This window comes from Hydrogenophaga sp. FW305-3-2-15-A-LB1 (assembly GCF_058787875.1).
This window is the reverse complement of record NZ_JBYTAE010000027.1, coordinates 1-21,796: the sequence shown is the minus strand read 5'-3', so window position 1 is coordinate 21,796 and position 21,796 is coordinate 1. Positions and strand designations below refer to the sequence as shown.

Genomic DNA, 21,796 nt, shown 5'->3' with positions numbered 1-21,796 from the left:
CGGTGCAATTGACGGTTGCACCCAATGGGTGCGACCGGGGGCGATAACGCCCGACAAGGTGCAACGCACGGTCTTCCTAGGGCTTCGATGCCTGCCGGCCGACCCTTTGTGGCGCATGGCTGGGCCATAATTCCCGCTGTCCCGTGAAGCCGGGGGAGCCAGCGCCCGCGCATGACCCACTTTGTGGCACACATTCTGCTTATCAGCAGCGTCGTTTTCAATTTTTCCACTCACCCAGCTACAGGAGTATTTGATGGCCAAGACCGTCGCAGACGTGATGCAAATGGTGAAAGACAACGAAGTGAAGTTCGTTGACTTCCGCTTCACCGACACCCGGGGCAAAGAACAGCACGTCACCGTGCCCGTGTCTCACTTCGACGAAGACAAGTTCAGCTCGGGCCACGCGTTCGACGGTTCTTCGGTGGCTGGCTGGAAGGGCATCGAAGCCTCGGACATGCAGCTCATGCCCGACCCCAATACCGCCAACATCGACCCCTTCTTCGAAGAAACCACGCTGTTCCTGCAATGCGACGTGATCGAGCCGGGCGACGGCAAGGCCTACGACCGCGATCCGCGTTCCATCGCCAAGCGCGCCGAGGCCTACCTCAAGGCCTCCGGCCTGGGCGACACCGCCTTCTTCGGACCGGAACCTGAATTCTTCATCTTCGACGGCGTGCGCTGGAGCAACGAACCCGGCCGCGTGATGTGCGAGATCGAGGAGTACGAAGCTCCCTGGAACAGCGGCGCCAAGCTCGAAGGCGGCAACCGCGGCCACCGTCCCACCGTCAAAGGCGGCTACTTCCCCGTGCCCCCGGTCGACAGCACGCAGGACATGCGCGCCGAGATGTCCCTGATCCTCGAATCGCTGGGCATCCCGGTTGAAGTGTTCCACCACGAAGTGGCGGGCGCTGGCCAGAACGAAATCGGCACCAAGTTCAGCACGCTGGTCGAGCGCGCCGACTGGACGCAGGTGCTCAAGTACGTGGTGTGGAACGTCGCCAACGCCTACGGCAAGACCGCGACCTTCATGCCCAAGCCCTACGCCGGCGACAACGGCAGCGGCATGCACGTGCACCAGTCGATCTGGAAGGACGGCAAGAACCTGTTCGCCGGTGACGGCTACGCCGGCCTGAGCGATTTCGCCCTGTACTACGTGGGCGGCATCATCAAGCACGCCCGTGCGCTCAACGCCATCACCAACCCTGGCACCAACTCCTACAAGCGCCTGGTGCCTGGCTTCGAAGCCCCCGTGAAGCTGGCCTACTCGGCCCGCAACCGTTCTGCCTCGATCCGCATCCCGTACGTGGCGAACCCCAAGGGCCGCCGCATCGAAGCGCGTTTCCCAGATCCTTCGGCCAACCCCTACCTGGCCTTCTCGGCCCTGATGATGGCGGGTCTGGACGGCGTGGAAAACAAGATCCACCCGGGCGAAGCCGCCACCAAGGACCTGTACCACCTGCCGCCCGAAGAGGACAAGCTGGTGCCCACCGTGTGCCACAGCCTCGACCAGGCGCTGGAGTACCTCGACAAGGACCGCAGCTTCCTGACCAAGGGCGGTGTGTTCACCGACTCCATGCTCGACGCCTACATCGAACTCAAGATGGGCGAAGTCACGCGTTTCCGCATGGCGCCGCACCCGGTCGAGTTCGACATGTACTACAGCCTGTGATGGCTTGCCCGGCTCTGCCGGGCTGCCAGGGCCATCCCGAAAGGGGCCATGCAAGTGGCCCCTTTTTTGTTGCTCGGGCGGTCAATCGCCACCGTTCACACGCTGGCACGGCACTTTTGAAACAGTTTTCGGTCATACTGAAAAACGCATATCGGTGCGCCCGCCCATACCCCAAACCGCTTCCTGGAGTTGATGTCACCTTGAATCCGATGCCTTCACTCACGATCCGGTCGCTGGCCGTGGCCACGCTCGCGCTGTGCGTCCTGGAAGCCCATGCCCAGGCGCGCATCTACCGTTGCGGCAACGAATACACGAACGACGCGCAGGTGGCCAAGTCCAAGGGTTGCAGCCCCATGGAGGGCGGCAACATCACCATCATCGAAGGCACCCGGCCCACGCCGCCGCGCGCCACGCCCGCAGCGGCCGCCCCTCGCAACGGCAGCGCCAACGAACGCGTCGACTCGGCCGCGCAGCGCGCGCGCGACAGCGATGCGCGCGCCATCCTCGAGGCCGAACTGCGCAAGGCGCAAGAGCGCCTGGCGCTCGCGCGCAAGGAGTACGCCAACGGCGAGCCCGAGAAGCAGGGCATCGAGTCGCGCAACTACCAGCGCTACCTCGACCGCGTGGCCGAACTCAAGGCCGCCGTGGCGCGCGCCGAGAGCGACGTCGCCGGCCTGCAGCGCGAATTGAATCGACTGCCGGGGTCCGCCAACGCCGTCGGTTCTGCCGCAAAATGACCGGCTTGAAAAAGCCCAACTTCCCCTCCCTTCTTCCCACTTTCCCGCGCCGGGCCCCGGCCGACCCGGACGGGTCGGCTGCCGGACGCAAGTCCCCCTCGGTGTCTTCCCATTTCCAGTCCCTCGACCTGCTGGCCACCCTGGTGGCCGTGGTGGATCAGCACGGTGGCGTGCTCTACGCCAACGCGGCGCTGGAGGATGCGCTGGGGATGTCCCGACGCAGCATCACGGGCGCGCTGCTGCAGGACTGCTTCACCGAACCCCCGCTGCTGGAAAACGCCTTGCAGGGCGCGAGCGGCAACCAGTTCGCCGCGCTGCGCTACGACGCCTGGCTCAAGCGCCTCAACCACGAAGCCCTGCCGGTGCACGTGGTGGTGGCGCAGACCGACAACCCGGGTGAGGTGATCGTCGAGCTGCTGCCGCTGGAGCAGCAGGCGCGCCAGGAGCGCGAAGAGCGGCTGATCGATCAGGCGCAGGCGAACAAGGAACTCATCCGCAACCTCGCGCACGAGATCAAGAACCCGCTCGGCGGCATTCGCGGTGCGGCCCAGTTGCTGCAGATGGAGCTGGAGTCCCGCGAGTTGATCGAGTACACCCAGGTCATCATCCACGAGGCGGATCGGCTGCAGTCGCTGGTGGACCGCCTGCTCGCGCCGCACCGCCGGCCTCACGTGGTGGGCGACGTGAACATCCACGAGGTGTGCGAGCGCGTGCGCTCGCTCATCCTGGCCGAGTTTCCCAAGGGCTTGAAGGTCGTGCGCGACTACGACACCTCCATCCCCGAGTTCCGCGGCGATCGCGAGCAGCTCATCCAGGCCGTGCTCAACATCGCGCACAACGCCGCGCAGGCGCTGAGCGAACGCATCGCGGCGGGCGATGCGCGCATCGTGTTCCGCACGCGCGTGGGCCGACAGGTGACGTTTGGTAAACAGCGCTATCGGCTGGCACTGGAATTGCATGTGATCGACAACGGGCCTGGCGTTCCAGACTCGATCAAGGACCGCATCTTTTTCCCGCTCGTGTCGGGGCGGGATGGCGGCTCCGGCCTGGGGCTCACGCTGGCGCAGACCTTTGTCCAGCAGCACCATGGATTGATCGAGTGTGAGAGCGTGCCGAACGAGACGGATTTCAAGATTCTGATTCCGTTGCCCTAGCCGTCACCGACCGTCGAACGCCGCGCCACAAGAAGGGAAGACAACTCAATGAAGCCGATCTGGATAGTGGACGACGACCAATCGATTCGCTTCGTGCTCGAAAAGGCGCTGCTGCGCGAGAACCTGCCCACGCGCAGTTTCACCAACCCGCAGGACGTGCTCAAGGCCCTGATCGACACGCCCGAACACGAGGGCCCCCAGATCCTGGTGAGCGACATCCGCATGCCCGGCGGTTCGGGGCTGGAGCTGCTGGAGAAGGTCAAGGAAAAGCTGCCCGGCCTGCCGGTCATCATCATGACCGCGTTCTCCGACCTGGACAGTGCGGTCTCGGCCTTCCAGGGCGGTGCCTTCGAATACCTGCCCAAGCCCTTCGATCTGCCCAAGGCGGTCGAGCTGATCCGCCGCGCGGTGGACGAAAGCCTGCGCGAGGAAGTGGCCGAGGAGCGCATGAGCGCCGCGCCCGAAATGCTCGGCCAGGCGCCCGCGATGCAGGACGTGTTCCGCGCCATCGGGCGCCTGAGCCAGAGCCAGGTCACGGTGCTGATCACCGGCGAGTCGGGTTCGGGCAAGGAGCTGGTGGCGCGCGCGCTGCACAAGCATTCGCCGCGCGCGGCCGGGCCCTTCGTGGCCATCAACACCGCAGCCATCCCCAAGGACCTGCTGGAGTCGGAACTGTTCGGCCACGAGCGTGGGGCCTTCACCGGCGCGCAGACCATGCGCCGGGGCCGCTTCGAGCAGGCCGATGGCGGTACGCTGTTCCTCGACGAAATCGGCGACATGCCGTTCGACCTGCAGACGCGCCTGCTGCGCGTGCTGTCCGACGGCCACTTCTACCGCGTGGGCGGCCACAGCGCCGTGCGCGCCAACGTGCGCGTGATCGCCGCCACCCACCAGAACCTGGAGCAGCGCGTCAAGGAAGGCGTGTTCCGCGAAGACTTGTTCCACCGCCTCAACGTGATCCGCCTGCGCCTGCCCGCGCTGCGCGAGCGGCGCGAAGACGTGCCCATGCTCACGCGCTTCTTCCTGCAGCAAAGCGCCAAACAGCTGGGCGTGGAGCCCAAGCGCATTTCCGAGGCGGCCTTGAAGCTGCTCGGCGCCTTCGACTTCCCCGGCAATGTGCGCCAGCTGGAAAACGTCTGCCACTGGCTCACGGTGATGGCCCCGGCCCAGGTGATCGAACTCAAGGACCTGCCGCCCGAGGTGCTGTCCATGAGCGGCACCGCTCCCGCCGTGGCCCACCCGGCCGCCTCGGAGGCCCCGTTGGTGTCTTCCCTGCCGACCGGCCTCATGGCGCCTGCCGTGCCCGAGCCCGTCTACGCAGGCAGTTCGGCGGCCATCGCCCACGCCGAATCGGCCGTCGCCTCACCCGAGGCGGAGACCGCGCGGGTGGCGCCTCTGGCCTGGGAGAGTGGCCTGCAGGCCGAGGCCCAGGCCTTGCTCGAAGACGGCCGCACCGATGTGTGGGACGTGCTCACGCGCCGTTTCGAAACGCGCCTGATCCAGACCGCGCTGGCCAACACGCGTGGGCGCCGCATCGAGGCCGCGCACAAGCTCGGCATCGGCCGCAACACCATCACCCGCAAGATCCAGGAACTGAACCTCGAGTGAACGGGCTCAGCCCAGCGTGACCACCACCGGTGCGTGGTCGCTGGGCTGCGGGTTCTTGCGCGGCAGGCGGTCGATGTGGCAGGCCGTCACGCGGCCGCGCAGCGCCTCGCTCACCAGAATGTGGTCGATGCGCAGCCCCCGGTTCTTCTGGAAGCCCAGCATGCGGTAGTCCCACCACGAGTAGCTTTTCTCCGGTTGCTCGAACAGGCGGTAGGCGTCCGTCAATCCCAGGTCGAGCAAGGCCTGGAAATGCGTGCGCTCTTCGACCGTGTGGTGGATGGTGTCTTTCAGGCCGGCGGGGTCGAACGAGTCGCGGTCTTCGGGCGCCACGTTGAAATCACCCAGCAGCACGAGGCGCTGGTGCACCTTCAGTTCTTCCTGCAGCCAGCGGTGCAGCGCCTCCAGCCAGAGCATCTTGTAGGCGAACTTGTCGGTGCCCGGTGCCTGGCCGTTGACGAAATAGCAGTTGACCAGGCGCAGCGGGCCTTCGGGCGTGTCCAGCGTCGCGGCGATCACACGCGACTGGTCGTCGGTGTGCCGGGGGATGTTGCGCACGATGTCGGTGACGGGGTTGCGGCTCAGGATGGCCACGCCGTTGTAGGTCTTCTGGCCGAAGACAGCGGCGTGGTAGCCGGCTTCCTTGAGCGCGTCGTGCGGGAACTTCTCGTCCACGAGTTTGAGTTCCTGCAGGCCCAGCGCGTCGACGGGATTGGCGGCCAGCCAGTCGAGCACCTGAGGCAGGCGCACGGAGAGGGAGTTGATGTTCCAGGTGGCGAGTTTCATGGTGGACCCATCGTGGTGGTTGATCAGCGTGTTGGTGCATGCCAGCCATGCGGCCGGAAGTGCCAAGTATGCGATGAACCGCGGCCCGACCGGGCGAGCCCGTCACCCCGGTGTGGGCCGCCGCAGGCGCTTGAGGAAGACCGTCATTTCCTTGACCGACTGGTGGTCGCCTTGCTGTTCGGCCACCACCAGGCCCTGGGTCCAGGCCGCTTCGGCCGCGTCCAGGCGGTCGAGCCGGCGGAGCGCCACACCGAGCAGTTTCCAGGCGGCCGAGTGGCGCGGGTTCTGCGCCGTCGCCTGCGTCAGATGCAGCGCCGCGGCTTCGGCGTCCTCGTCCTTGAGGCAGGCCTGGCCCAAGCCGAAGCGCAGCAGGGCGTTGTCACGGCCCTCGGCCAGCATTTTCTCGAGCCGTTCGCGCATGGCGTCTCCTCATGGGTGGCTGCCCGGTGCGCGCGTGATGCGGCGGGCCAGCAGCGTCGCCAGGGCCGGCGCCAGGGCGAAGCTCGCGAACAGCCAGACCGCGGCGGCGCGCGCACCGGCCGGGCCGCCCGGGTCGCTGAGGCCCGCGGCGTTCGCCACCAGACCGGCCACCGCCGCGCCCACGGCCATGCCGTAGAGCTGGATGGTGGTGATGGCGGCCGACGCCATGCCGCCTTCCCCGGGGGGCGCGAGGTTCAGCACGCGGTTGAGCAGATGGGGCCAGCCGATGCCCACGCCAGCCCCGGCACCGGCCAGCGGCAGGCCGCAAAGCAGCAGGCGCGCGCCGGGGCTCAGGTCCGCGCCGACCGGTATCACCACCGCCAGGGCCAGCAGGCTGAGGGTGGTCAACAGCGGACCGACGCGCAGCAGCCGGGCGGCAGCGGCACCGCCGCGCCCCGACGACAGCAAGGAGCCCGCGCTCCAGCCGGCCGCCATGGCCGCGGTGAGGTAACCCGCCGCCAGCGGCGTGTAGCCGTGCAGCACCTGCAGGAAGTAGGGCACGTAGATCTCGGTCGTCATGCCCACCAGCAGCAGCGCCACGATGGCGTACACCGAGCCCAGCGGCGAGCCCAGTGCCGTCGCCCCCGAAGGCAGCAGGCGCACCGCCGCCCGGCGGTCCACCGCGACGGCGGCGGCGCCCAGGGCCAGGCCACCGGCCACACCCAGGCCTCGCCACAGCAACTGCGGCGACAGGCTTCCCGCCGCGATCAGCAGCACCGAGCCGGCGAGAAGCCCCACCTGCACCAACGGCACCTCTGGTTTTTGCCCACGGCTCGGTGCGGCGCCGGGCGCGGGGCGCAGCTGCACCATCACCACCAGCGCCTGCAGCAGCGAGATCGGCAGCAGGATCCAGAAAGCCCAGCGCCAGTGGCCGGCCTCGGCGAACAGCCCGCCCGCCGCCGGGCCGCACAGCGTGGCGATGCCCCACATGCCGGAGACCAGGGCCACCGCGCGCAACCACAAGGCCGGCTCGAACACCACGCGGATGAGGGCGTAGCTCAGGGCCGCCAGGGTGCCGCCGCCCAGGCCCTGCACGCTGCGGCCGATCAGCATCTCGCCCATGGAGCCGGCGCTGGCGCACACGGCCGAGCCGAGGGCGAACAGGCCCAGCGCCGCGAGGCAGGCGCCGCGGGGTCCGAGCGAGGACAGCACGCGCACCGAGAGTGCGGCGCCGATGATGGAGGCCACCACGAACAAGGTGGTGTTCCAGGCGTACCAGTCCAGTCCGCCGATGTCCTGCACCACGGAAGGCAGCACAGTGGTGACGATGTGCACGTTGATGGCGTGCAGGGCCACGCCACCGGTCAGGGCCAGTGCGAGCCAGCCGTTCTTGCCCTTGAGCAGATCGCCCCAGGAAGCCGTTGCAGGTAAAGGGGCGGTCAGGGAAGACATGCGTGATTCTCGACAGTGCGCGGTGGCGCGGTTATTATCCAAGTGATTGTTTGCATATTAGGATTGCGCCATGGTTTATGCAAGTAAAGACCTGGATATTCCGGGTGCATCGCCGACGGCGGATCGCCTTCTGTTCCTCATCAAGTCCAGGGGGCCGACCTCCACCGCCCGGCTGGCGCAGGCGCTGGGCCTGACGCCCGAAGCGGCGCGCCAGCAGGTGCAGAAACTGGTCGCGGCGGGCGTGCTCGAGGGCGTGCAGGAAGCTGCGGTCGGCGTGGGTCGGCCCCGGCAGAACTGGGCGCTGACCGAGGCCGGTCACCGCCGTTTTCCCGACACCCATGCGCAGCTGACGGTGCAGTTGATCGGCTCGGTGCGGCAGCTGTTTGGCGAGCAGGGCCTGGAGCGGTTGATCTCGCAGCGCGAAGCCGATGCCCGCACGCTGTACCGGCAGCGCTGCACCGGCAAGACCATGGCGAAGCGCCTGGAGCAGCTCGCGGTGGTGCGCAGCGAAGAGGGCTACATGGCGCGCGTCGAGCGCGACGGCAAGGACTGGCTGCTGATCGAGGACCACTGTCCGATCTGCGCCGCGGCGCGCAGTTGCCAGGGCTTCTGCCGCTCGGAGCTGCTGCTGTTCCAGGACATCATCGGCGGCGACGGCCGCGTCACGCGCGAGCAGCACGTGCTCGCGGGGGCATCGCGCTGCGTCTACCGCGTCGTGGCCCGGGTGTAGCTGACGAACGCGAAGGGCAGGCCGTTGGCGGCCGTGTGGGTTTCGCGCGCGGTTTCCTGCCATTCGGGGCCGAACACGGGGGCGTGCGCATCGCCCTCGAAATCGCGTGCGATCTCGGTGACCACGGCGGTGTCGGCCAGCGGCAGGGCGGCGGCGTAGATCTGCGCGCCGCCGATCACCCAGGCGTCCGAGCCCGCGGGGCACAGCGACACGGCTTCGGGCAGCGAGTTCGCCCGGGCAGCGCCTTCGGCCTGCCAGGCGGTGTCGCGCGTGACTACGATGTTGAGCCGGCCCGGCAGTGGGCGGAATTTGGGTGGCAGCGAATCCCAGGTCTTGCGGCCCATGATCACGGGGTGGCCGAGCGTGGTGCGCTTGAAGTGCGCCATGTCCTCCGGCAGGTGCCAGGGCAAGGCGTTGTCCTTGCCGATCACGCCATTGGCGGCGCGCGCGAAGATGAGGTGCAATCGGGTGGTGGGCTGGGGCATGCGCCTATTGTGCCGCCGGCAGAGCAGGCCGGGCTGGCCAGAGCACACTGGCAATGGCCATCATCACGAAGCCGATGGCGACCCAGTCCTGCCAGTGCGGCACCTCGCCCACGATGAAGGTCGCGCTCAGCGTGCCCACCAGCGGGATCGCCATCACGCTCATGGCGCTGGTGGCCGGCGGCAGGTTGCGCGCCATGCCGAACCAGATCAACTGCGCCACACCGTAGTTGATGCACACGCCATACAGCAGGCTGATCCACATCGGCACCGAAAAGCCCGCCAGCCGGGGCACCGGTTCCAGCGCGAGGGCCAGCGCCCCCACCACACCGCTGCCCAGCAGCAGCATCCAGACCGTGACCACCATGGGCGAGAGCGTGAGGTGGGCGCGGCGGAACTGCAGCGTGCCCACGCCCCAGCAGAAGGCGGCGCCCAGCATCCACGCGATGCCGGTGGGCCGGCCGCTCAGGCTTTGCAGCTCGTGCCACAGCAGCAGCGCGATGGCGATGCCCGCGCACACCACGGCCGTGCGCACGCGCGGCGTGATGCGCTCGCCGAAGAAGGCCGCGCCGATCAGCACCGTGAAGATCGGCATGGTGAAGCCCAGGATGGCCGCGCGGCCGGAGGCGAGTTCCTGCACGCCGAAGATCGAGAGCGTGTGCCAGCCCAGCACGTTGGGCAGGCCGAGCCAGGCGATGGCGGCCCATTCGGCGCGCGTGGGGCGCATGCGCTCGCCCAGGCGGGCGACGTAGATGAACAGGCCGAGCGCGCCCAGCATCATGGTGCTGGCGCGGAAATACAGCGGCGTGAGCTCCTGCAGCGAGAGCTTCATCATGGGCCAGTTCACGCCCCACATGAGCGTGAGGGCGAGCAGCGCCCAGAGCTGGCGGCGGGTGATCACGTGGTCCGCGGCGGGCGCGGGCTCAGACCGCCACCGGCGCCTTGATGGCGGGATGGTGCTGGTAGTCGAGGATCTCGAAGTCGTCGAGCTCGTAGTCGAAGATCGATGCGGGGCGGCGCTTGATGCGCAGCGTGGGGTAGGGGTGCGGGGCGCGCGCGAGCTGCGTCTGCACCTGCTCGTGGTGGTTGCTGTAGATGTGGCAGTCGCCGCCGGTCCAGATGAATTCGCCCACTTCCAGGTCGCACTGCTGCGCCAGCATGTGGGTGAGCAGCGCGTAGCTGGCGATGTTGAACGGCACGCCCAGGAAAATGTCGGCGCTGCGCTGGTAGAGCTGGCAGCTCAGCTTGCCGTCGGCCACGTAGAACTGGAAGAACGCGTGGCAGGGCATCAGGGCCATCTTGTCGAGGTCGGCCACGTTCCAGGCGCTCACGATGATGCGGCGCGAGTCGGGGTTGGTCTTGAGCTGTTTGACCACCTCGCTGATCTGGTCGATGTGGCGCCCGTCCGGCGCCGGCCAGTTGCGCCACTGCACGCCGTACACCGGTCCGAGGTCGCCGTCTTCGCGCGCCCACTCGTCCCAGATCGTGCAGCCGCGCTCCTGCAGCCACTTCACGTTGCTGTCGCCGCGCAGGAACCACAGCAGCTCGACGATGATGGCCTTGGTGAACACCTTCTTGGTGGTCACGAGGGGAAAACCTTCGTTGAGATCGAAGCGCATCTGGTGGCCGAACACGCTGGTGGTGCCGGTGCCGGTGCGATCGGTTTTCTGCACGCCCGTGGTGAACACGTGGCGCATGAAATCTTCGTACTGTGAGCGGATGGGGCGGTCGGTCATGGACGGAATTGTGCCTGTTTCGGCCCGGCCCCGAGGCGGCGGCGCGCCGAACCCCTGCGCCATAATGGCCCATCACCCCGACGCCCGATGACGCCCAAGACCCTGTCTGAATCCATCGCCGAGCCCGAAATGATTTTCGAGCTCGCGCCGGTCGGTCTGATGGTGACCCGCCAGCGCATCATCGAGCGCTGCAACCGGGCCATGTCGGAGATGTTCGGTTACCCGGTGAGCGCCCTGGTCGGGCAATCCACCGAGATGCTGTATCCCTCGCACGAGGAGTTCGAGCACATCGGCGAGACCTGGGTGGTCAGCATGCGGCAGAACGGCAACCACCGGGATCAGCGCATCATGCGGCACGCCAACGGGCGCATGTTCTGGTGCGCGGTGTCGGGGCGGTCCTTCACGCCGGAGTCGCCCTTCGCGTCGGTGATCTGGGTGTTCGACGACATCAGCGAAGCCCGCCCGGTGAACGCGCCGCTCACCGCGCGCGAACGCGAGATCGCGGCCCGGGTCATCACCGGCCTGACCAGCAAGCAGATCGCCAAGGACCTCAACGTCAGCCACCGCACGGTGGAGGCGCACCGCATGCGCCTGATGCGCAAGCTGGACGTGAACTCCACCGGCGAGCTGATCGCGCGCATCCTGGGCATGCCGCCCTCGCCCTGAGCGGGCGGGAGGCGGGCGTTGCTCAGGCGTGCGGCGTGGCGCCGATCAGGATGGCCGCCACGATGCAGGGCTCGGTGCCGCGCACGCTCCACGAATGCATGGTCCCGCGCTGGACCAGGATGTCCCCGGCCTTGAGCAGCGTTTCGCCCGTGTCCAGGATGGCGTAGATCTCGCCCTTGAGCACCACGATGTAGTCGATGGTGCTGGTCTTGTGGCGCATCGGGTCGTCCGAATGGGCATCGGGCGCGTGCCCCGCACCGATGGACTCGAAGGCCTTGGCCGCGTCGGCGCCCTGCCACATGGTGTCGGGCGGGAATTCCACGATGCGCAGGATGCTGCCCACCTGCGGCGGCTCCAGCTTGACCGGGCGCGCAGCGGCGTCCGCCGTGCCGGTGTTGTCGGCCGGAGCGGTGGTGGTCTCCCACAGGTCGGTCAAGGCCACGCCCGGCATGGACGCCATTTCCTTGATGTTGGGCGCGAGGCCATCCATGATGAAGGTCGAGCGACCCTGGGCGTCGTGCCCGGTCACGACGCGGCGGATTCTCCAGGCCATGTGTGTGTCTCCTTGAGGTGGTCTGAGGGGTGTTCAGTGGTTGGCGTGGTTGCAGTTGGGGCCGCAGCCGATCACGTTGCCGTGCAGCCTGCGCTGGCGCTCTTCGTAGTGCGCCATCAGGCCGAACAGCTTCACGGTGTCCGGCGGCGAGGTGTCGCCGCTGAACTCCTGGTACAGGTTGTTGACGGTGACGTAGATGCGTTCGGCGTCGGTCCACGAGTTGAACTCGCGCAGCGAGATGTCGTCCACCGCCTGTTCGAGCGTCATGCCCTGGTCGTAGCGCTTGCGCGCCTCGGCCTTGACGTACTCCAGGTAATGCTTGAGCGCGCGCACGCCCGTCTTGTCGGTGATCGGGCCATGGCCGGGCACCACCACGTCCACGTCCCAGCCGAGCATGAGGTCGCAGGCGCGGATCCAGTTGTCCACCGGGCCCGCCCAGACGATGGGGTGGCCGCCGTTGAACAGGATGTCGCCGGTGTAGACGATCTTGTCTTCGGGGATGTAGGCGAGCACGTCGCCCTTGGTGTGGGCCGGTCCGACTTCGACCAGCTTCACGGTCTTGTTGCCCACCTTGAGGTCGATCTCGCCGCTGAAGGTCTTGGTGGGCGGGGTGTAGACGATGCCGCGGAAATCGAACACGCGGCCCATGGCCTTCATGAGGAATTCGCCGCCGTCGCCCAGTTCCTTGTAGTTGCGGAAGCGGTCGATCAGGGCCTGGGGCGGGTGCGCGAGCATCTCGTCGGCGCAGGCCTGCGAGACGATGATCTCCGAGTCGGCCACCAGCTGGTTGCCGAAGTAGTGGTCGCCGTTGGCGTGGGTGTTGACCACCTGCGCGATCTCCTTGGCCTCGGGCACCGCGTTGCGCATGGCGTGCAGCATCTCGCGCGTGAGCTTGAGGTCGAACAGGGTGTCCACCAGCAGCGACTCGCCGCTGTCGGTCACCAGGCCGGCGTTGCTCCAGCCCCAGGTGCCGTCGGGCAGCAGCCACGCGTAGTTGCCATTGCCGATGTCGTGCAGTCCCTTGGTGTATTGCCATTTCATGGGTTGTCTCCTGTGGTTGAGGTGGGGGATGCCGGGTTCAGGGCGTGCGCCAGCGCAGCAGGTGCTGTTCGGCGCGTTGAAGCAGGATGTTGGACACGTAGCCGACCGCGCCGAGCACGATGATCCCGGCGTACAGGTCGGCGCTGCGGAAGGAGCGCGCGGCCAGCGTGATGTTCTGGCCCAGGCCGATGGTGCCGGCCAGCATCTCGGCCACCACCGCGAGGATGAGCGAGACCGTCAGCGCCAGCCGCAGGCCGGCGAAGATGTCGGGCAGCGCGTTGGGCAGGGCGATCTTCCAGACCATCTCCAACCGCGAGAGGTGCAGGATGCGCGCCACCTCCAGCAGCCGGGGCTCGATGGTCTTGAAGCCGTGCACCGTGTTGAGCAGCACCGGCCAGAGCGAGGAGAACGCGATCGCCGTCACGATCATGCGGTCGTTCAGGCCGATCAGCAGCACGAAGACCGGGATCATGGCCGAGGCGGGCAGCGGGCGGATCAGCTCCAGCGTGGGCTCCACATAGGCGCGCAGCCGGGGCGAGAGGCCGATCGCCGCGCCCAGCGCGACGCCCGCGACCGAGGCGGTCACGAAGCCCAGCACCATGCGCCGCAGGGTTTCGCGAAACGCGAGCCAGAAGTCCGCCGTGCCCATCTGGTCCCAGAGCGACTCGAAGCTGCGCAGCGGGGCCGGGAAGAACACCGGCGACACCAGTTCCAGGTGCGCGGCGAGCTGCCACAGGCCGACCAGCGCGGCGAGCACGCCCAGGCTGGCGAACCACATCAGGACACCGTGTTGTTTTTTCATGCCGATTGCTCCGCCCAGTTGCCCATGCGCCCGAACCAGCGCTGCTGCGCGCGCAACAGCGAAGCGTTGAGCGCCCAGCCGATCAGGCCGATCCAGCCGATGAAGGCGAACACGCGATCGGGCCGCATGCTCTCCTGCGCGACGATGAGCGCATAGCCCAGGCCCATCGGGTTGGCCGTGATCTCCACCGTGACCGCCACCACCAGCGACACCGCGGCCGCCAGCCGCAGGCCGACGAAGATGCGCGGCAGCGCCGCCGGCAGCACGATCTTGGTCACGCGCTCGCGCAGGCTGAAGTTGAGCATGTACGCCACCTCCAGCAGGCGCGGCTCGATGCCGCGCACCGCGCTTTCGGTGATGATCAGCAACGGCCAGAAACACGAGAAGGCCACGATGCTGCTCTCCATCTGGAAGCCGTAGCCGTGGATCAGCAGCGCCAGGGGAATCAGCGCCACCGAGGGAATGGGCCGCAGCGCCTCGGTGGACACCCGCATCAGCTGCGACAGGTGGCGCGAGAGGCCGAAGGCGACGCCGACCAGAATGCCCGCCGTGGCCCCCACGACCAGCCCGCCGACCGCGCCGCCGAAGGTCTCCAGCGCGGCCTTGAACAGGCTGCCGTCGGCGACCACGCCCACCGCCGCGCGGAAGATCGCGATCGGGGACGACAGGCTCTCGGCCTTGAGCAGCCCGGAGCGGGCCGCGAACTCCCAGAAGATCAGGACCGCCGCCGGGAACAGCACCCCCTTGAACACGCGCGCCATGGATGCATTCATCTCAGTGCCCCGGTGGCAGGAGGTTGAACAGGCGGTGGCGGTAGGCCAGGAAGCGCGCGTCCTCCCGCGTGGTGAGCTGGTTGCGCGGCCGCTCCAGCTCGATCGTCAGCGTCTCCGACAGCCGCCCCGGGTGCTTGTCCATGGAGATCACCCGGTCGCCCAGGTAGATCGCCTCCTCCAGGTCGTGGGTGATGAACACCACCGTCACGCCGGCATCGGCGCACAGGCGGGCCACCTCGTCCTGCAGGGTCTGGCGCGTCATCGCGTCGAGCGCGCCGAAGGGCTCGTCCATCAGCAGCACCTGCGGCGCCTGCGCCATGCAGCGCGCGATCTGCAGGCGCTGCTGCATGCCGCCGGAGAGCTGGATCGGGTAGGCGTCGGCCCGCTCGGCCAGGCCCACCCGTTCCAGCATGTCGCGGATGATGGGCGCGCGCTCGTCCTTGGGCACGCGGCGCGCCTCCAGCGCCAGCTCCACGTTGCCGGCCACGGTGCGCCAGGGCAGCAGGGCGCGCCCGTAGTCCTGGAACACCACCGCGAGCTCGGGGTCGGGCCCGTCGATCGCGCGGCCCCGGTACAGCACGCGGCCCCGGGTGGGGCTCAGCAGGCCGCCCATCAGGCGCAGCAGCGTGGTCTTGCCGCAGCCCGAGGCACCGACGATGCAGACGAACTCCTTCTCATGCACCGTGAGCGAGATGTCGTTCAGGATGTTGAGGGAACCCACGGTGAAGTCCAGCCCGGTGATGGACAGGACGGGATCGTTGGCTTGGCTCATGCGGCTCACTTGTAGATCAGCTTCGCCGGGTCGATCGGCTTCTTGAGCATGTCCTGGTCCATCATGATCTTGTTCCAGTTCTGCACCACCTCGGGCGTGATGACCGGGCGGAACTTGGGGTCGGGGAACTTGGCCTGCACTTCGGGCGGGAAGGGGATGTAGACCAGGTTGGCCTTGCGCACCACGCCCGGGTCTTTCAGGGCCATGGCCGAGGCTTCCTCGATGGCGGCACGGAAGGCGGCGACCTGCTTGGGGTTGGCATCGGCCCACTTGCGGCTGGCGACGTGCCAGCCCGACTGCACCTCGCCATCCAGCGCGGCGATGTAGTAGGCGACCACGCGGCCGGCCTTGGTTTCCTCGGCGCGCGAGAGGAAGGGCTGCACCGCGAGGATGCCGTCGACCTGGCCGTTGCGCAGCACGTCCACCGATTGCGCGAACGCGTTCTCGGTGAACGTCACCTTCTTGTAGTCACCGCCGTTCTCGGCCATCCATTTGCGGAACAGCACGTGCAGGAAGGCGTTGAGGCCCGGGGTGGACACGCGCTTGCCCTCGAAGTCCTTGGCGGTCTTGATGGGGCTGTCGGGGCGGACCATGATGGCCACGTCTTCCATGCCCTTGGTGTAGTAGCCGCCGCCGGCCAGCACCACCAGGTCCAGGCCTTGCTCGACCGCCTGCATGGTGTTGGGCGCGGTCGGCGTGGCGATCTGCAGGCTGCCGGCCATCAGGGCCGCCGGCGTGGTGGCCGAGTTGGGCACCAGCTTCATCTCCACGTCCAGGCCATGTTTCTTGAAGAGGCCTTCGTTGGCCGCGACAAAGGCGTTGGCGAACGCTGTGGATGCCGAGAAACCGAACACGATCTTCTGGGCCCAGACGGGGGCCGCCGCCGCACTCAGCAGCGTGGCCACCGCCAGGGGGCGCACAAGGGAACGCAGGGTCGCGATAAAGGTGTGCATGGCTTGTCTCCAGATGGTTTTAGGGAAGAACGCGGTCACTGGCTTGCGTGACGGAACACCACACGGTTCTTCAGCACGCCGAGCTTCTGAATCTCCAGCTCGACGACGTCGCCGTGTTTCAGGAACCGGCCCAGTTCCAGTCCGCATCCGCTGCCGACCGTTCCCGAGCCGAAGAACTCGCCTGCGTGCAGCGTCTCGTCGCGCGAGGCGTGGACCAGCACGTCCTCGAAACGGTGGTGCATCTCGCCGCTGTTGCCACGCGACCATTCCTCGCCGTTGACGCGAGCGACCATGGTCAGGTCGTAGGGGTTGCCGACCTCGTCGGCCGTGACCAGCCAGGGGCCGAGCACGTTGCCGGTGTCGAAGTCCTTGCCCTTGGTGGGCCCGAGCGTGCCGCCCATCTCGCGCATCTGCTGGTCGCGCGCGCTCACGTCGTTGAAGATCAGGTAGCCGAAGATGTGCGAGCGCGCATCTTCCTTGCGGATGTTCTTGCCGCTCTTGCCCAGGATGGCGGCGAACTCGAGTTCGTAGTCCAGCATCTGGCAGTACGCGGGGTTGACGATGTCCGCGCCCGTGCCCACCACCGAGAAGCGGTTGCACTTGTAGTAGATCGGTTCCTCGTACCAGATGGGCGGAATCTCCACCTTGGCCGGGTCGCGCTCGCCGTCGGTGGCGCCGAACAGGTGGCGGTTCGCGCGCGCCTGGCGGAAGTGTTTCTCGAAGCACAGGAAGTCGCGCATCTGGCGCGGCTCGGGCAGTGGCGCGGCCAGCTTCACATCGGCCAGCGCGTGGGTGACGGCGGCTTTGTCCAGCAGTTGCCGGGCTTCCTTGAGCGCGGCCTCGCCGCCGTCGATCAGCGCGAGCATGTCGCGCATGGCGGGCGAGGTGGACGACGCGGTGAAGTCCACCAGGCGCTGCTCGCCCGCGAGCATGGCGCCGATGTGGCGTTGGCCGCCGGGCAGATCGAATGTGACCAGTTTCATGGGATGTGTCTCCTGTCGTTGGGGGAATCGCCCAGGTCCCGCAGAGCGGTCTTGAGCACCTTGCCGTAGCTGTTCTTGGGCAATTCGTCGAGCAGCAGGTACTGGCGCGGGCGCTTGAAGCGCGCGATGCTGGCGAGGCAGAGCGCATCGAGCTCGCCGGTGTCCAGCGTGTGGCCGGGGCGTGGCACCACGTAGGCCAGCACCTCCTCGCCCCACTCGCCATGCGGGCGGCCGACCACGGCCACCTCGCGGATGCCGGGATGGCGCAGCAGCACCTCCTCGACCTCGCGCGGGTAGATGTTGGAGCCGCCGCTGATGATCAGGTCCTTGGATCGGTCCTTGAGCGAGAGGAAGCCATCGGCATCGAGTTCGCCGATGTCGCCGGTGTGCAGCCAGCCGTCGCGCAAGGTCTGGGCCGTGGCTGCCGTGTTGCCCCAGTAGCCTGGCATCACCGGGTCGCCGCGCACCAGGATCTCCCCGGTCTCGCCGCAGGGCAGCGCGGTGCCGTCCGGTTGCGCGATGCGGATCTCCACGCTGCTCTGCGCCACGCCCACCGAAGCCATGCGCTGCGCATGGCGCGGATGGCCGAGATTGGCCAGGTGTTCGCGCGACAGCGCGGTGATCGCCATCGGGCACTCACCCTGGCCGTAGATCTGCACGAAGCGCGGCCCCATCACGGCGATGGCCTGCTGGATGTCGGCCGCGTACATGGGCCCGCCGCCATAGACGATGGTCTTGATGCCGTCGCCGTCCAGGCCGCGCGCGAGCGCGCTGTCGACCAGGCGCTTGACCATGGTGGGCGCCGCGAACATCGACACATCGCGCAGCTCGCGGGCCAGCGCGAGGATCTCGTCGGGGTCGAAACCGCCGGACTCGGGGATCACATGGCGCGCGCCGGCCAGCACGTGCGGGATGTTGTAAAGGCCGGCACCGTGCGACATGGGCGCCGCATAGAGGCTCGCGTCGCCCGGCCGCACGGTGTCCACGTCGGCGAAATAGCAGAGCGTCATCGAGAGCAGGTTGCGGTGCGTCTGCATCACCCCCTTGGGGCGCCCGGTCGTGCCCGAGGTGTAGAACAGCCATGCGATGTCGTCGGGCGCGCGGTGCACCGGTGCCATCGCATCGCTGGCGAGCAGGGACAGGTACTCGGCGCCGTTCACGTCGATGGCGGCGGCCGGGCCGGGCTGCAGGTCCGCGCCCAGATCGGCCGAGGTGAACACGACCCGAGCGCCGCTGTCGGCCAGGATGTACTCGACTTCGCGCGCATGCAGCTTGTGGTTGATGGGCACCACCACCAGCCCGGCGGACCAGGCACCGTACAGCACCTCCAGGTACTGCGGGCAGTTGTGCAGCAGCAGGGCGACGCGCTCGCCGGGCCGCAGGCCCAGGTGCTGCGACAGGCCGGTGCCGAGCGCCCCGGCCCGGCGGGCCAGTTCGCGGTAGTCGCAGCACACGCGCGCACCCAGCAGCACGGCATCCCGGTCGGGGAAGGTTCGGGCCGAACGCACGAGCAGCTGCGCGATGTTCATGAAACTTCGTCTCCTGTGACCATGCCCGGGTGCCGTGGCGCATGGCTTGTGATTCGAAAATTCTAGGAACGCGCCTCTGCGCCTGATAGTCGTAGGACTACCTCATGGGGTTACTACTGATTCGAGCGCGCGCCGCGCGCGCGTGGCCTGCCGGGCCGCCGCTCAGGGGCGCACGGAGGCGATGCCGGGCAAGGCCGGCGACGGCGCCGTGATGCGCTCGTCGAAGGGATGCTGCTGCAGGGCGAAGATCTGCTGGATGCGCTTGATGTAGCCCTGCGTTTCGGGGAACGGCGGCACGCCGCGGTAGCGCTCCACCGTGCCTTCGCCCGCGTTGTAGGCGGCCAGCACCAGGGGCACGTTGCCCTTGAAGTAGGCCAGCAGCCACTGCAGGTAGGACAGGCCGCCGCGGATGTTCTGCTCGGCGTCGAAGGGCTTGTTCACGCGGAAGCGCGCGGCGGTCTCGGGAATGAGTTGCATCAGGCCCTGGGCGTTCTTGTCCGACAGGGCGTGCACGTTGAAATTGGACTCGGCCTTGATCACGGCGAAGGCCAGGCCGGGCTCGATGCCGAACTGCGGCGCGAGCTTGTAGACGATCTTCATGATGCGCTGCTGCTCGGGCGTGTTGACCCAGTCGCGGTAGCGCGTGACCACCGCATCGGCTTCGGCGGTCAGCCGCTCCTGCTCGGCGCGCTGCTGTTCGGCCCGTTCGGCCTGCAGCACGCACTCGGGTTTGTCGGCCGGTGTGTCCAGTCGCTTGAACATCGCCTCGGCCTGGGCGTCGCCCAGCAGGGCCGCGCGCGCGAACCAGTGAGCGGCGTAGCCGTCGTGGCGCGGCGTGCCCCGGCCGTTGGCGTAGAGCCAGCCCAGGTTGTAGGCCGAGACCGCGTCCCCCGCGAGTGCGGCGCGGCAGTAGAGCGCGATCGCCGCATTGGTGTCGCGCGCCACGCCTTCCCCGTGTTCGTACGCCAGCGCCTGCTCGCGCCAGGCCTGGCGCTGGTTCGCCTCGACCGCGTGCGCCCAACCCGTGGCGGCGAGCGCGCACACGAGCAAGAGGCGGGCGGGACGGCGGAGATTCATGGGTGGGTGAGCACGCGGCCAGGGTTCATGAGGTGGTGAGGATCGAGCGCCTGCTTGATGGCGCGCATCAGGCCCAGGGCAACCGGGTCCTTGTAGTGGGGCAGGTGGGCGGCCTTGAGGCTGCCCACGCCGTGTTCGGCGCTGATCGATCCATCGTAGCGCGCCACCGCATCGAAAACCAGGGTGTTCACGCGCGTTTCCTGCTCATTCAGGAACTTTTTGGCATCTCCGTCGGCCGGCGCCTGCACGTTGTAGTGCAGGTTGCCGTCGCCCAGGTGGCCAAAATTCACCAGCCGCACGCCGGGGATCTCGCGCTGCAGCAAGGCGTCGGTCTCGGCGCAGAAGGCGGGGATGCGCGAGACCGGGATGCTGATGTCGTGTTTGATGTTCAGGCCCTCTTCGGCCTGGGCCAGTGGAATGCTCTCGCGGATGTGCCACAGGCCACGCGCCTGCGAGAGGCTTTCGGCCACCACCGCGTCGCTCACCAGGCCTTGCTCGAAGGCGGTTTCGAGCAGGCGCTCGAACTGCCCGCGCGCATGCTCTTCCGATTCGCTGTCGCTGTTCTCCAGCAGCACGCAGTAGGGGCTGTCCGCCCACAGCGGCACCCGCAGGGCGGGAAAGTGCTTGTCCACCAGGCCCAGGGCGAACTGGCCCATCACCTCGAAGCCGGTCAGGCCTGCGCCCAGGTGCTGGTGCGCCAGGCCCAGCAGCGCCACGGCGGCGTCCAGCGTGGGCACGGCGGCCCAGGCGGTGAGTTGCGCGGCGGGCAGCGGGTAGAGCTTGAGCGTGGCGGCGGTGATCACGCCCAGCGTGCCCTCGCTGCCGATGAAGAGGTCGCGCAGGTCGTAGCCGGTGTTGTCCTTGCGCAGGCCGGTGAGGCCGTGCCACACCTCGCCCTGCGCCGTCACCACCTCCAGGCCCAGGCAGAGTTCGCGCGCGTTGCCGTAGCGCACCACCTGTGTGCCGCCCGCGTTGGTGGCCAGGTTGCCGCCGATCGTGCAGCTGCCCTCGGCCGCCAGGCTCAGGGGAAACAGGAAGCCGGCGTTCTCGGCCGCGTCCTGCAGCGACTGCAGCACGCAGCCGGCTTCCACCGTCATCGTGAGGTTGGCGCCGTCGATGGCGCGCACGGCGTTCATGCGCGTGAGGCTCAGCACCACCTGGGTGCCGGAATCGTCGGGCACCGAGCCCACCACCAGGCCGGTGTTGCCGCCCTGGGGCACGATGGCCGCCCCGGCCTGGGCGCAGGCGCGCACCACGGCGGCCACCTCGGCGGTGCTTCCCGGGCGCACCACGGCCAGCGCGCGGCCCTGCGCGCGCTTGCGCCAGTCGTTTTCCCAGGCGGAGAGGTCGGCGGCGGGGTCTTCGTGGGTCAGCACCTGGGCCGGCCCCACGGCCGCGCGCAGCGCTTGCAGCAGATCGGCGCTCATGGTTTGGCCACGCGGGATTCGGCCGCGGCGGTGGAGCTGGCCACGTCGGCGGCCACGGCTTCCTTGCCGGCGGCGCGCAGGCGCATGCGCACGTGCAGCGCGCAGGCCGCGAAGAGGGCGATGCACAGCAGCACCTGCAGCCAGGCCAGCCACATCGAGGTGCCCGACTCGCTGGTGGCGCGCACCGCGCCTTCGGTGAAATACAGCCACACCAGCAGGCTGACCCAGCGGTAGGTGTACATGCGGTTTTTCAGCAGACCGGCCAGCGGCACGGTCAGCGGCAGCACCTTGATGGCCCACCAGGAGCCGCCTTCGCGCAGCGGCGCGAGCCACAGTTCCCAGGCCAGGCCGAGCACGATCAGGCCCAGCAGGCTGCCCACGGCGAGCCAGCGGGTGCCGCGCACGGCGGAAGGGGTGTCCAGGGCGCTGGAGGGCGAGGGGGATGAGGG

At 68.2% G+C, this 21,796-nt stretch carries 23 protein-coding genes; 6 read left to right on the top strand and 17 right to left on the bottom strand.

Annotated elements, in window-relative coordinates:
* Nucleotides 1–253: 253 nt before the first annotated feature.
* From glnA to ntrC, 4 genes are all read left to right on the top strand, one after another.
* Nucleotides 254–1,669, top strand: coding sequence for a type I glutamate--ammonia ligase (gene glnA, locus AC3WPZ_RS10475; RefSeq protein WP_291114810.1), 1,416 nt, complete (start codon nt 254–256; stop codon nt 1,667–1,669).
* A gap of 209 nt (nt 1,670–1,878) precedes the next feature.
* Complete coding sequence (locus tag AC3WPZ_RS10470; RefSeq protein ID WP_382159084.1) at nt 1,879–2,406, top strand: efflux RND transporter periplasmic adaptor subunit; 528 nt, start codon at nt 1,879–1,881, stop codon at nt 2,404–2,406.
* Nucleotides 2,403–3,560 carry a nitrogen regulation protein NR(II) gene (glnL, locus tag AC3WPZ_RS10465; protein WP_492439446.1) on the top strand — a complete coding sequence of 386 codons (1,158 nt, stop codon included), beginning with the start codon at nt 2,403–2,405 and terminating at the stop codon, nt 3,558–3,560. The genes AC3WPZ_RS10470 and glnL overlap by 4 nt, the downstream gene beginning before the upstream one ends.
* A gap of 48 nt (nt 3,561–3,608) precedes the next feature.
* Nucleotides 3,609–5,168, top strand: a complete 1,560-nt coding sequence (gene ntrC / locus AC3WPZ_RS10460; RefSeq protein WP_492439444.1) for a nitrogen regulation protein NR(I) — start codon at nt 3,609–3,611, stop codon at nt 5,166–5,168.
* 6 nt (nt 5,169–5,174) lie between these two features.
* Here ntrC and xth read toward each other — a convergent pair whose 3' ends face one another.
* The 3 genes from xth to AC3WPZ_RS10445 all read right to left on the bottom strand — a co-directional run bounded on the left by xth (nt 5,175) and on the right by AC3WPZ_RS10445 (nt 7,823).
* Complete coding sequence (gene xth / locus AC3WPZ_RS10455) at nt 5,175–5,951, bottom strand: exodeoxyribonuclease III (protein ID WP_492439442.1); 777 nt, start codon at nt 5,949–5,951, stop codon at nt 5,175–5,177.
* A gap of 102 nt (nt 5,952–6,053) precedes the next feature.
* The gene (locus tag AC3WPZ_RS10450; RefSeq protein ID WP_382323932.1) at nt 6,054–6,371 is read right to left on the bottom strand and encodes a tetratricopeptide repeat protein; all 318 of its coding nucleotides are present in this window, start codon (nt 6,369–6,371) and stop codon (nt 6,054–6,056) included.
* Nucleotides 6,372–6,380: 9 nt separating this feature from the next.
* Nucleotides 6,381–7,823, bottom strand: a complete 1,443-nt coding sequence (locus tag AC3WPZ_RS10445; RefSeq protein ID WP_492439440.1) for an MFS transporter — start codon at nt 7,821–7,823, stop codon at nt 6,381–6,383.
* 70 nt (nt 7,824–7,893) lie between these two features.
* Here AC3WPZ_RS10445 and AC3WPZ_RS10440 point away from each other — a divergent pair, with 70 nt between their 5' ends.
* Nucleotides 7,894–8,553 (top strand): helix-turn-helix transcriptional regulator, encoded by a 660-nt coding sequence (locus AC3WPZ_RS10440; RefSeq protein ID WP_492439438.1) that lies wholly within the window; start codon nt 7,894–7,896, stop codon nt 8,551–8,553.
* On the opposite strand, the gene AC3WPZ_RS10435 is transcribed toward AC3WPZ_RS10440, so the two are convergent.
* The 3 genes from AC3WPZ_RS10435 to AC3WPZ_RS10425 are packed head-to-tail and all read right to left on the bottom strand — an operon-like array spanning nt 8,529 to nt 10,771.
* A complete protein-coding gene (locus tag AC3WPZ_RS10435; RefSeq protein WP_492439436.1) occupies nt 8,529–9,038 on the bottom strand; it encodes a dihydrofolate reductase in 510 nt (169 codons plus the stop codon). The two genes, AC3WPZ_RS10440 and AC3WPZ_RS10435, sit on opposite strands and share 25 nt — an antisense overlap.
* A 4-nt stretch (nt 9,039–9,042) precedes the next feature.
* On the bottom strand, nt 9,043–9,936 hold the full coding sequence (locus tag AC3WPZ_RS10430) for a DMT family transporter (protein WP_382159067.1): 894 nt from the start codon (nt 9,934–9,936) through the stop codon (nt 9,043–9,045).
* A gap of 22 nt (nt 9,937–9,958) precedes the next feature.
* Nucleotides 9,959–10,771, bottom strand: a complete 813-nt coding sequence (locus tag AC3WPZ_RS10425; protein ID WP_382159065.1) for a thymidylate synthase — start codon at nt 10,769–10,771, stop codon at nt 9,959–9,961.
* An 87-nt stretch (nt 10,772–10,858) separates the two neighbouring features.
* Here AC3WPZ_RS10425 and AC3WPZ_RS10420 point away from each other — a divergent pair, with 87 nt between their 5' ends.
* Complete coding sequence (locus AC3WPZ_RS10420) at nt 10,859–11,437, top strand: LuxR C-terminal-related transcriptional regulator (RefSeq protein WP_382323937.1); 579 nt, start codon at nt 10,859–10,861, stop codon at nt 11,435–11,437.
* 22 nt (nt 11,438–11,459) lie between these two features.
* Here AC3WPZ_RS10420 and AC3WPZ_RS10415 read toward each other — a convergent pair whose 3' ends face one another.
* The 11 genes from AC3WPZ_RS10415 to AC3WPZ_RS10365 all read right to left on the bottom strand — a co-directional run bounded on the left by AC3WPZ_RS10415 (nt 11,460) and on the right by AC3WPZ_RS10365 (nt 21,769).
* On the bottom strand, nt 11,460–11,990 hold the full coding sequence (locus AC3WPZ_RS10415) for a cupin domain-containing protein (protein ID WP_382159062.1): 531 nt from the start codon (nt 11,988–11,990) through the stop codon (nt 11,460–11,462).
* A gap of 33 nt (nt 11,991–12,023) precedes the next feature.
* A complete protein-coding gene (locus tag AC3WPZ_RS10410) occupies nt 12,024–13,031 on the bottom strand; it encodes an MBL fold metallo-hydrolase (protein ID WP_444688750.1) in 1,008 nt (335 codons plus the stop codon).
* Nucleotides 13,032–13,068: 37 nt separating this feature from the next.
* Nucleotides 13,069–13,833, bottom strand: a complete 765-nt coding sequence (locus AC3WPZ_RS10405; RefSeq protein ID WP_382323938.1) for an ABC transporter permease — start codon at nt 13,831–13,833, stop codon at nt 13,069–13,071.
* A complete protein-coding gene (locus AC3WPZ_RS10400; RefSeq protein WP_492439433.1) occupies nt 13,830–14,606 on the bottom strand; it encodes an ABC transporter permease in 777 nt (258 codons plus the stop codon). Before AC3WPZ_RS10400 ends, AC3WPZ_RS10405 begins: the two co-directional genes overlap by 4 nt.
* Nucleotide 14,607: 1 nt before the next feature.
* On the bottom strand, nt 14,608–15,378 hold the full coding sequence (locus AC3WPZ_RS10395; RefSeq protein WP_444688751.1) for an ABC transporter ATP-binding protein: 771 nt from the start codon (nt 15,376–15,378) through the stop codon (nt 14,608–14,610).
* 5 nt (nt 15,379–15,383) lie between these two features.
* Entirely contained in the window at nt 15,384–16,331 is a 948-nt protein-coding gene (locus tag AC3WPZ_RS10390) for an ABC transporter substrate-binding protein (RefSeq protein WP_444688752.1), read from the bottom strand.
* A 35-nt stretch (nt 16,332–16,366) separates the two neighbouring features.
* Entirely contained in the window at nt 16,367–17,314 is a 948-nt protein-coding gene (locus AC3WPZ_RS10385; protein ID WP_492439430.1) for a fumarylacetoacetate hydrolase family protein, read from the bottom strand.
* The gene (locus AC3WPZ_RS10380) at nt 17,311–18,843 is read right to left on the bottom strand and encodes a class I adenylate-forming enzyme family protein (RefSeq protein WP_492439428.1); all 1,533 of its coding nucleotides are present in this window, start codon (nt 18,841–18,843) and stop codon (nt 17,311–17,313) included. The genes AC3WPZ_RS10385 and AC3WPZ_RS10380 overlap by 4 nt, the downstream gene beginning before the upstream one ends.
* A gap of 162 nt (nt 18,844–19,005) precedes the next feature.
* Nucleotides 19,006–19,920: a lytic transglycosylase domain-containing protein gene (locus AC3WPZ_RS10375; protein WP_382159049.1), complete on the bottom strand. Its 915-nt coding sequence runs from the start codon at nt 19,918–19,920 to the stop codon at nt 19,006–19,008.
* Nucleotides 19,917–21,347, bottom strand: coding sequence for an FAD-binding oxidoreductase (locus AC3WPZ_RS10370; RefSeq protein ID WP_444688755.1), 1,431 nt, complete (start codon nt 21,345–21,347; stop codon nt 19,917–19,919). Before AC3WPZ_RS10370 ends, AC3WPZ_RS10375 begins: the two co-directional genes overlap by 4 nt.
* Nucleotides 21,344–21,769 carry a DUF2069 domain-containing protein gene (locus AC3WPZ_RS10365; RefSeq protein ID WP_492439479.1) on the bottom strand — a complete coding sequence of 142 codons (426 nt, stop codon included), beginning with the start codon at nt 21,767–21,769 and terminating at the stop codon, nt 21,344–21,346. Before AC3WPZ_RS10365 ends, AC3WPZ_RS10370 begins: the two co-directional genes overlap by 4 nt.
* Between the last annotated feature and the right edge of the window lie 27 nt (nt 21,770–21,796).

Bases quoted from the DNA above. Each gene is read 5' to 3' on its own strand.
- glnA (WP_291114810.1), top strand. From the start codon at position 254: ATGGCCAAGACCGTCGCAGACGTGATGCAAATGGTGAAAGACAACGAA.
- AC3WPZ_RS10470 (WP_382159084.1), top strand. From the start codon at position 1,879: ATGCCTTCACTCACGATCCGGTCGCTGGCCGTGGCCACGCTCGCGCTG.
- glnL (WP_492439446.1), top strand. From the start codon at position 2,403: ATGACCGGCTTGAAAAAGCCCAACTTCCCCTCCCTTCTTCCCACTTTC.
- ntrC (WP_492439444.1), top strand. From the start codon at position 3,609: ATGAAGCCGATCTGGATAGTGGACGACGACCAATCGATTCGCTTCGTG.
- xth (WP_492439442.1), bottom strand. From the start codon at position 5,951: ATGAAACTCGCCACCTGGAACATCAACTCCCTCTCCGTGCGCCTGCCT.
- AC3WPZ_RS10450 (WP_382323932.1), bottom strand. From the start codon at position 6,371: ATGCGCGAACGGCTCGAGAAAATGCTGGCCGAGGGCCGTGACAACGCC.
- AC3WPZ_RS10445 (WP_492439440.1), bottom strand. From the start codon at position 7,823: ATGTCTTCCCTGACCGCCCCTTTACCTGCAACGGCTTCCTGGGGCGAT.
- AC3WPZ_RS10440 (WP_492439438.1), top strand. From the start codon at position 7,894: ATGGTTTATGCAAGTAAAGACCTGGATATTCCGGGTGCATCGCCGACG.
- AC3WPZ_RS10435 (WP_492439436.1), bottom strand. From the start codon at position 9,038: ATGCCCCAGCCCACCACCCGATTGCACCTCATCTTCGCGCGCGCCGCC.
- AC3WPZ_RS10425 (WP_382159065.1), bottom strand. From the start codon at position 10,771: ATGACCGACCGCCCCATCCGCTCACAGTACGAAGATTTCATGCGCCAC.
- AC3WPZ_RS10420 (WP_382323937.1), top strand. From the start codon at position 10,859: ATGACGCCCAAGACCCTGTCTGAATCCATCGCCGAGCCCGAAATGATT.
- AC3WPZ_RS10415 (WP_382159062.1), bottom strand. From the start codon at position 11,990: ATGGCCTGGAGAATCCGCCGCGTCGTGACCGGGCACGACGCCCAGGGT.
- AC3WPZ_RS10410 (WP_444688750.1), bottom strand. From the start codon at position 13,031: ATGAAATGGCAATACACCAAGGGACTGCACGACATCGGCAATGGCAAC.
- AC3WPZ_RS10405 (WP_382323938.1), bottom strand. From the start codon at position 13,833: ATGAAAAAACAACACGGTGTCCTGATGTGGTTCGCCAGCCTGGGCGTG.
- AC3WPZ_RS10400 (WP_492439433.1), bottom strand. From the start codon at position 14,606: ATGAATGCATCCATGGCGCGCGTGTTCAAGGGGGTGCTGTTCCCGGCG.
- AC3WPZ_RS10395 (WP_444688751.1), bottom strand. From the start codon at position 15,378: ATGAGCCAAGCCAACGATCCCGTCCTGTCCATCACCGGGCTGGACTTC.
- AC3WPZ_RS10390 (WP_444688752.1), bottom strand. From the start codon at position 16,331: ATGCACACCTTTATCGCGACCCTGCGTTCCCTTGTGCGCCCCCTGGCG.
- AC3WPZ_RS10385 (WP_492439430.1), bottom strand. From the start codon at position 17,314: ATGAAACTGGTCACATTCGATCTGCCCGGCGGCCAACGCCACATCGGC.
- AC3WPZ_RS10380 (WP_492439428.1), bottom strand. From the start codon at position 18,843: ATGAACATCGCGCAGCTGCTCGTGCGTTCGGCCCGAACCTTCCCCGAC.
- AC3WPZ_RS10375 (WP_382159049.1), bottom strand. From the start codon at position 19,920: ATGAATCTCCGCCGTCCCGCCCGCCTCTTGCTCGTGTGCGCGCTCGCC.
- AC3WPZ_RS10370 (WP_444688755.1), bottom strand. From the start codon at position 21,347: ATGAGCGCCGATCTGCTGCAAGCGCTGCGCGCGGCCGTGGGGCCGGCC.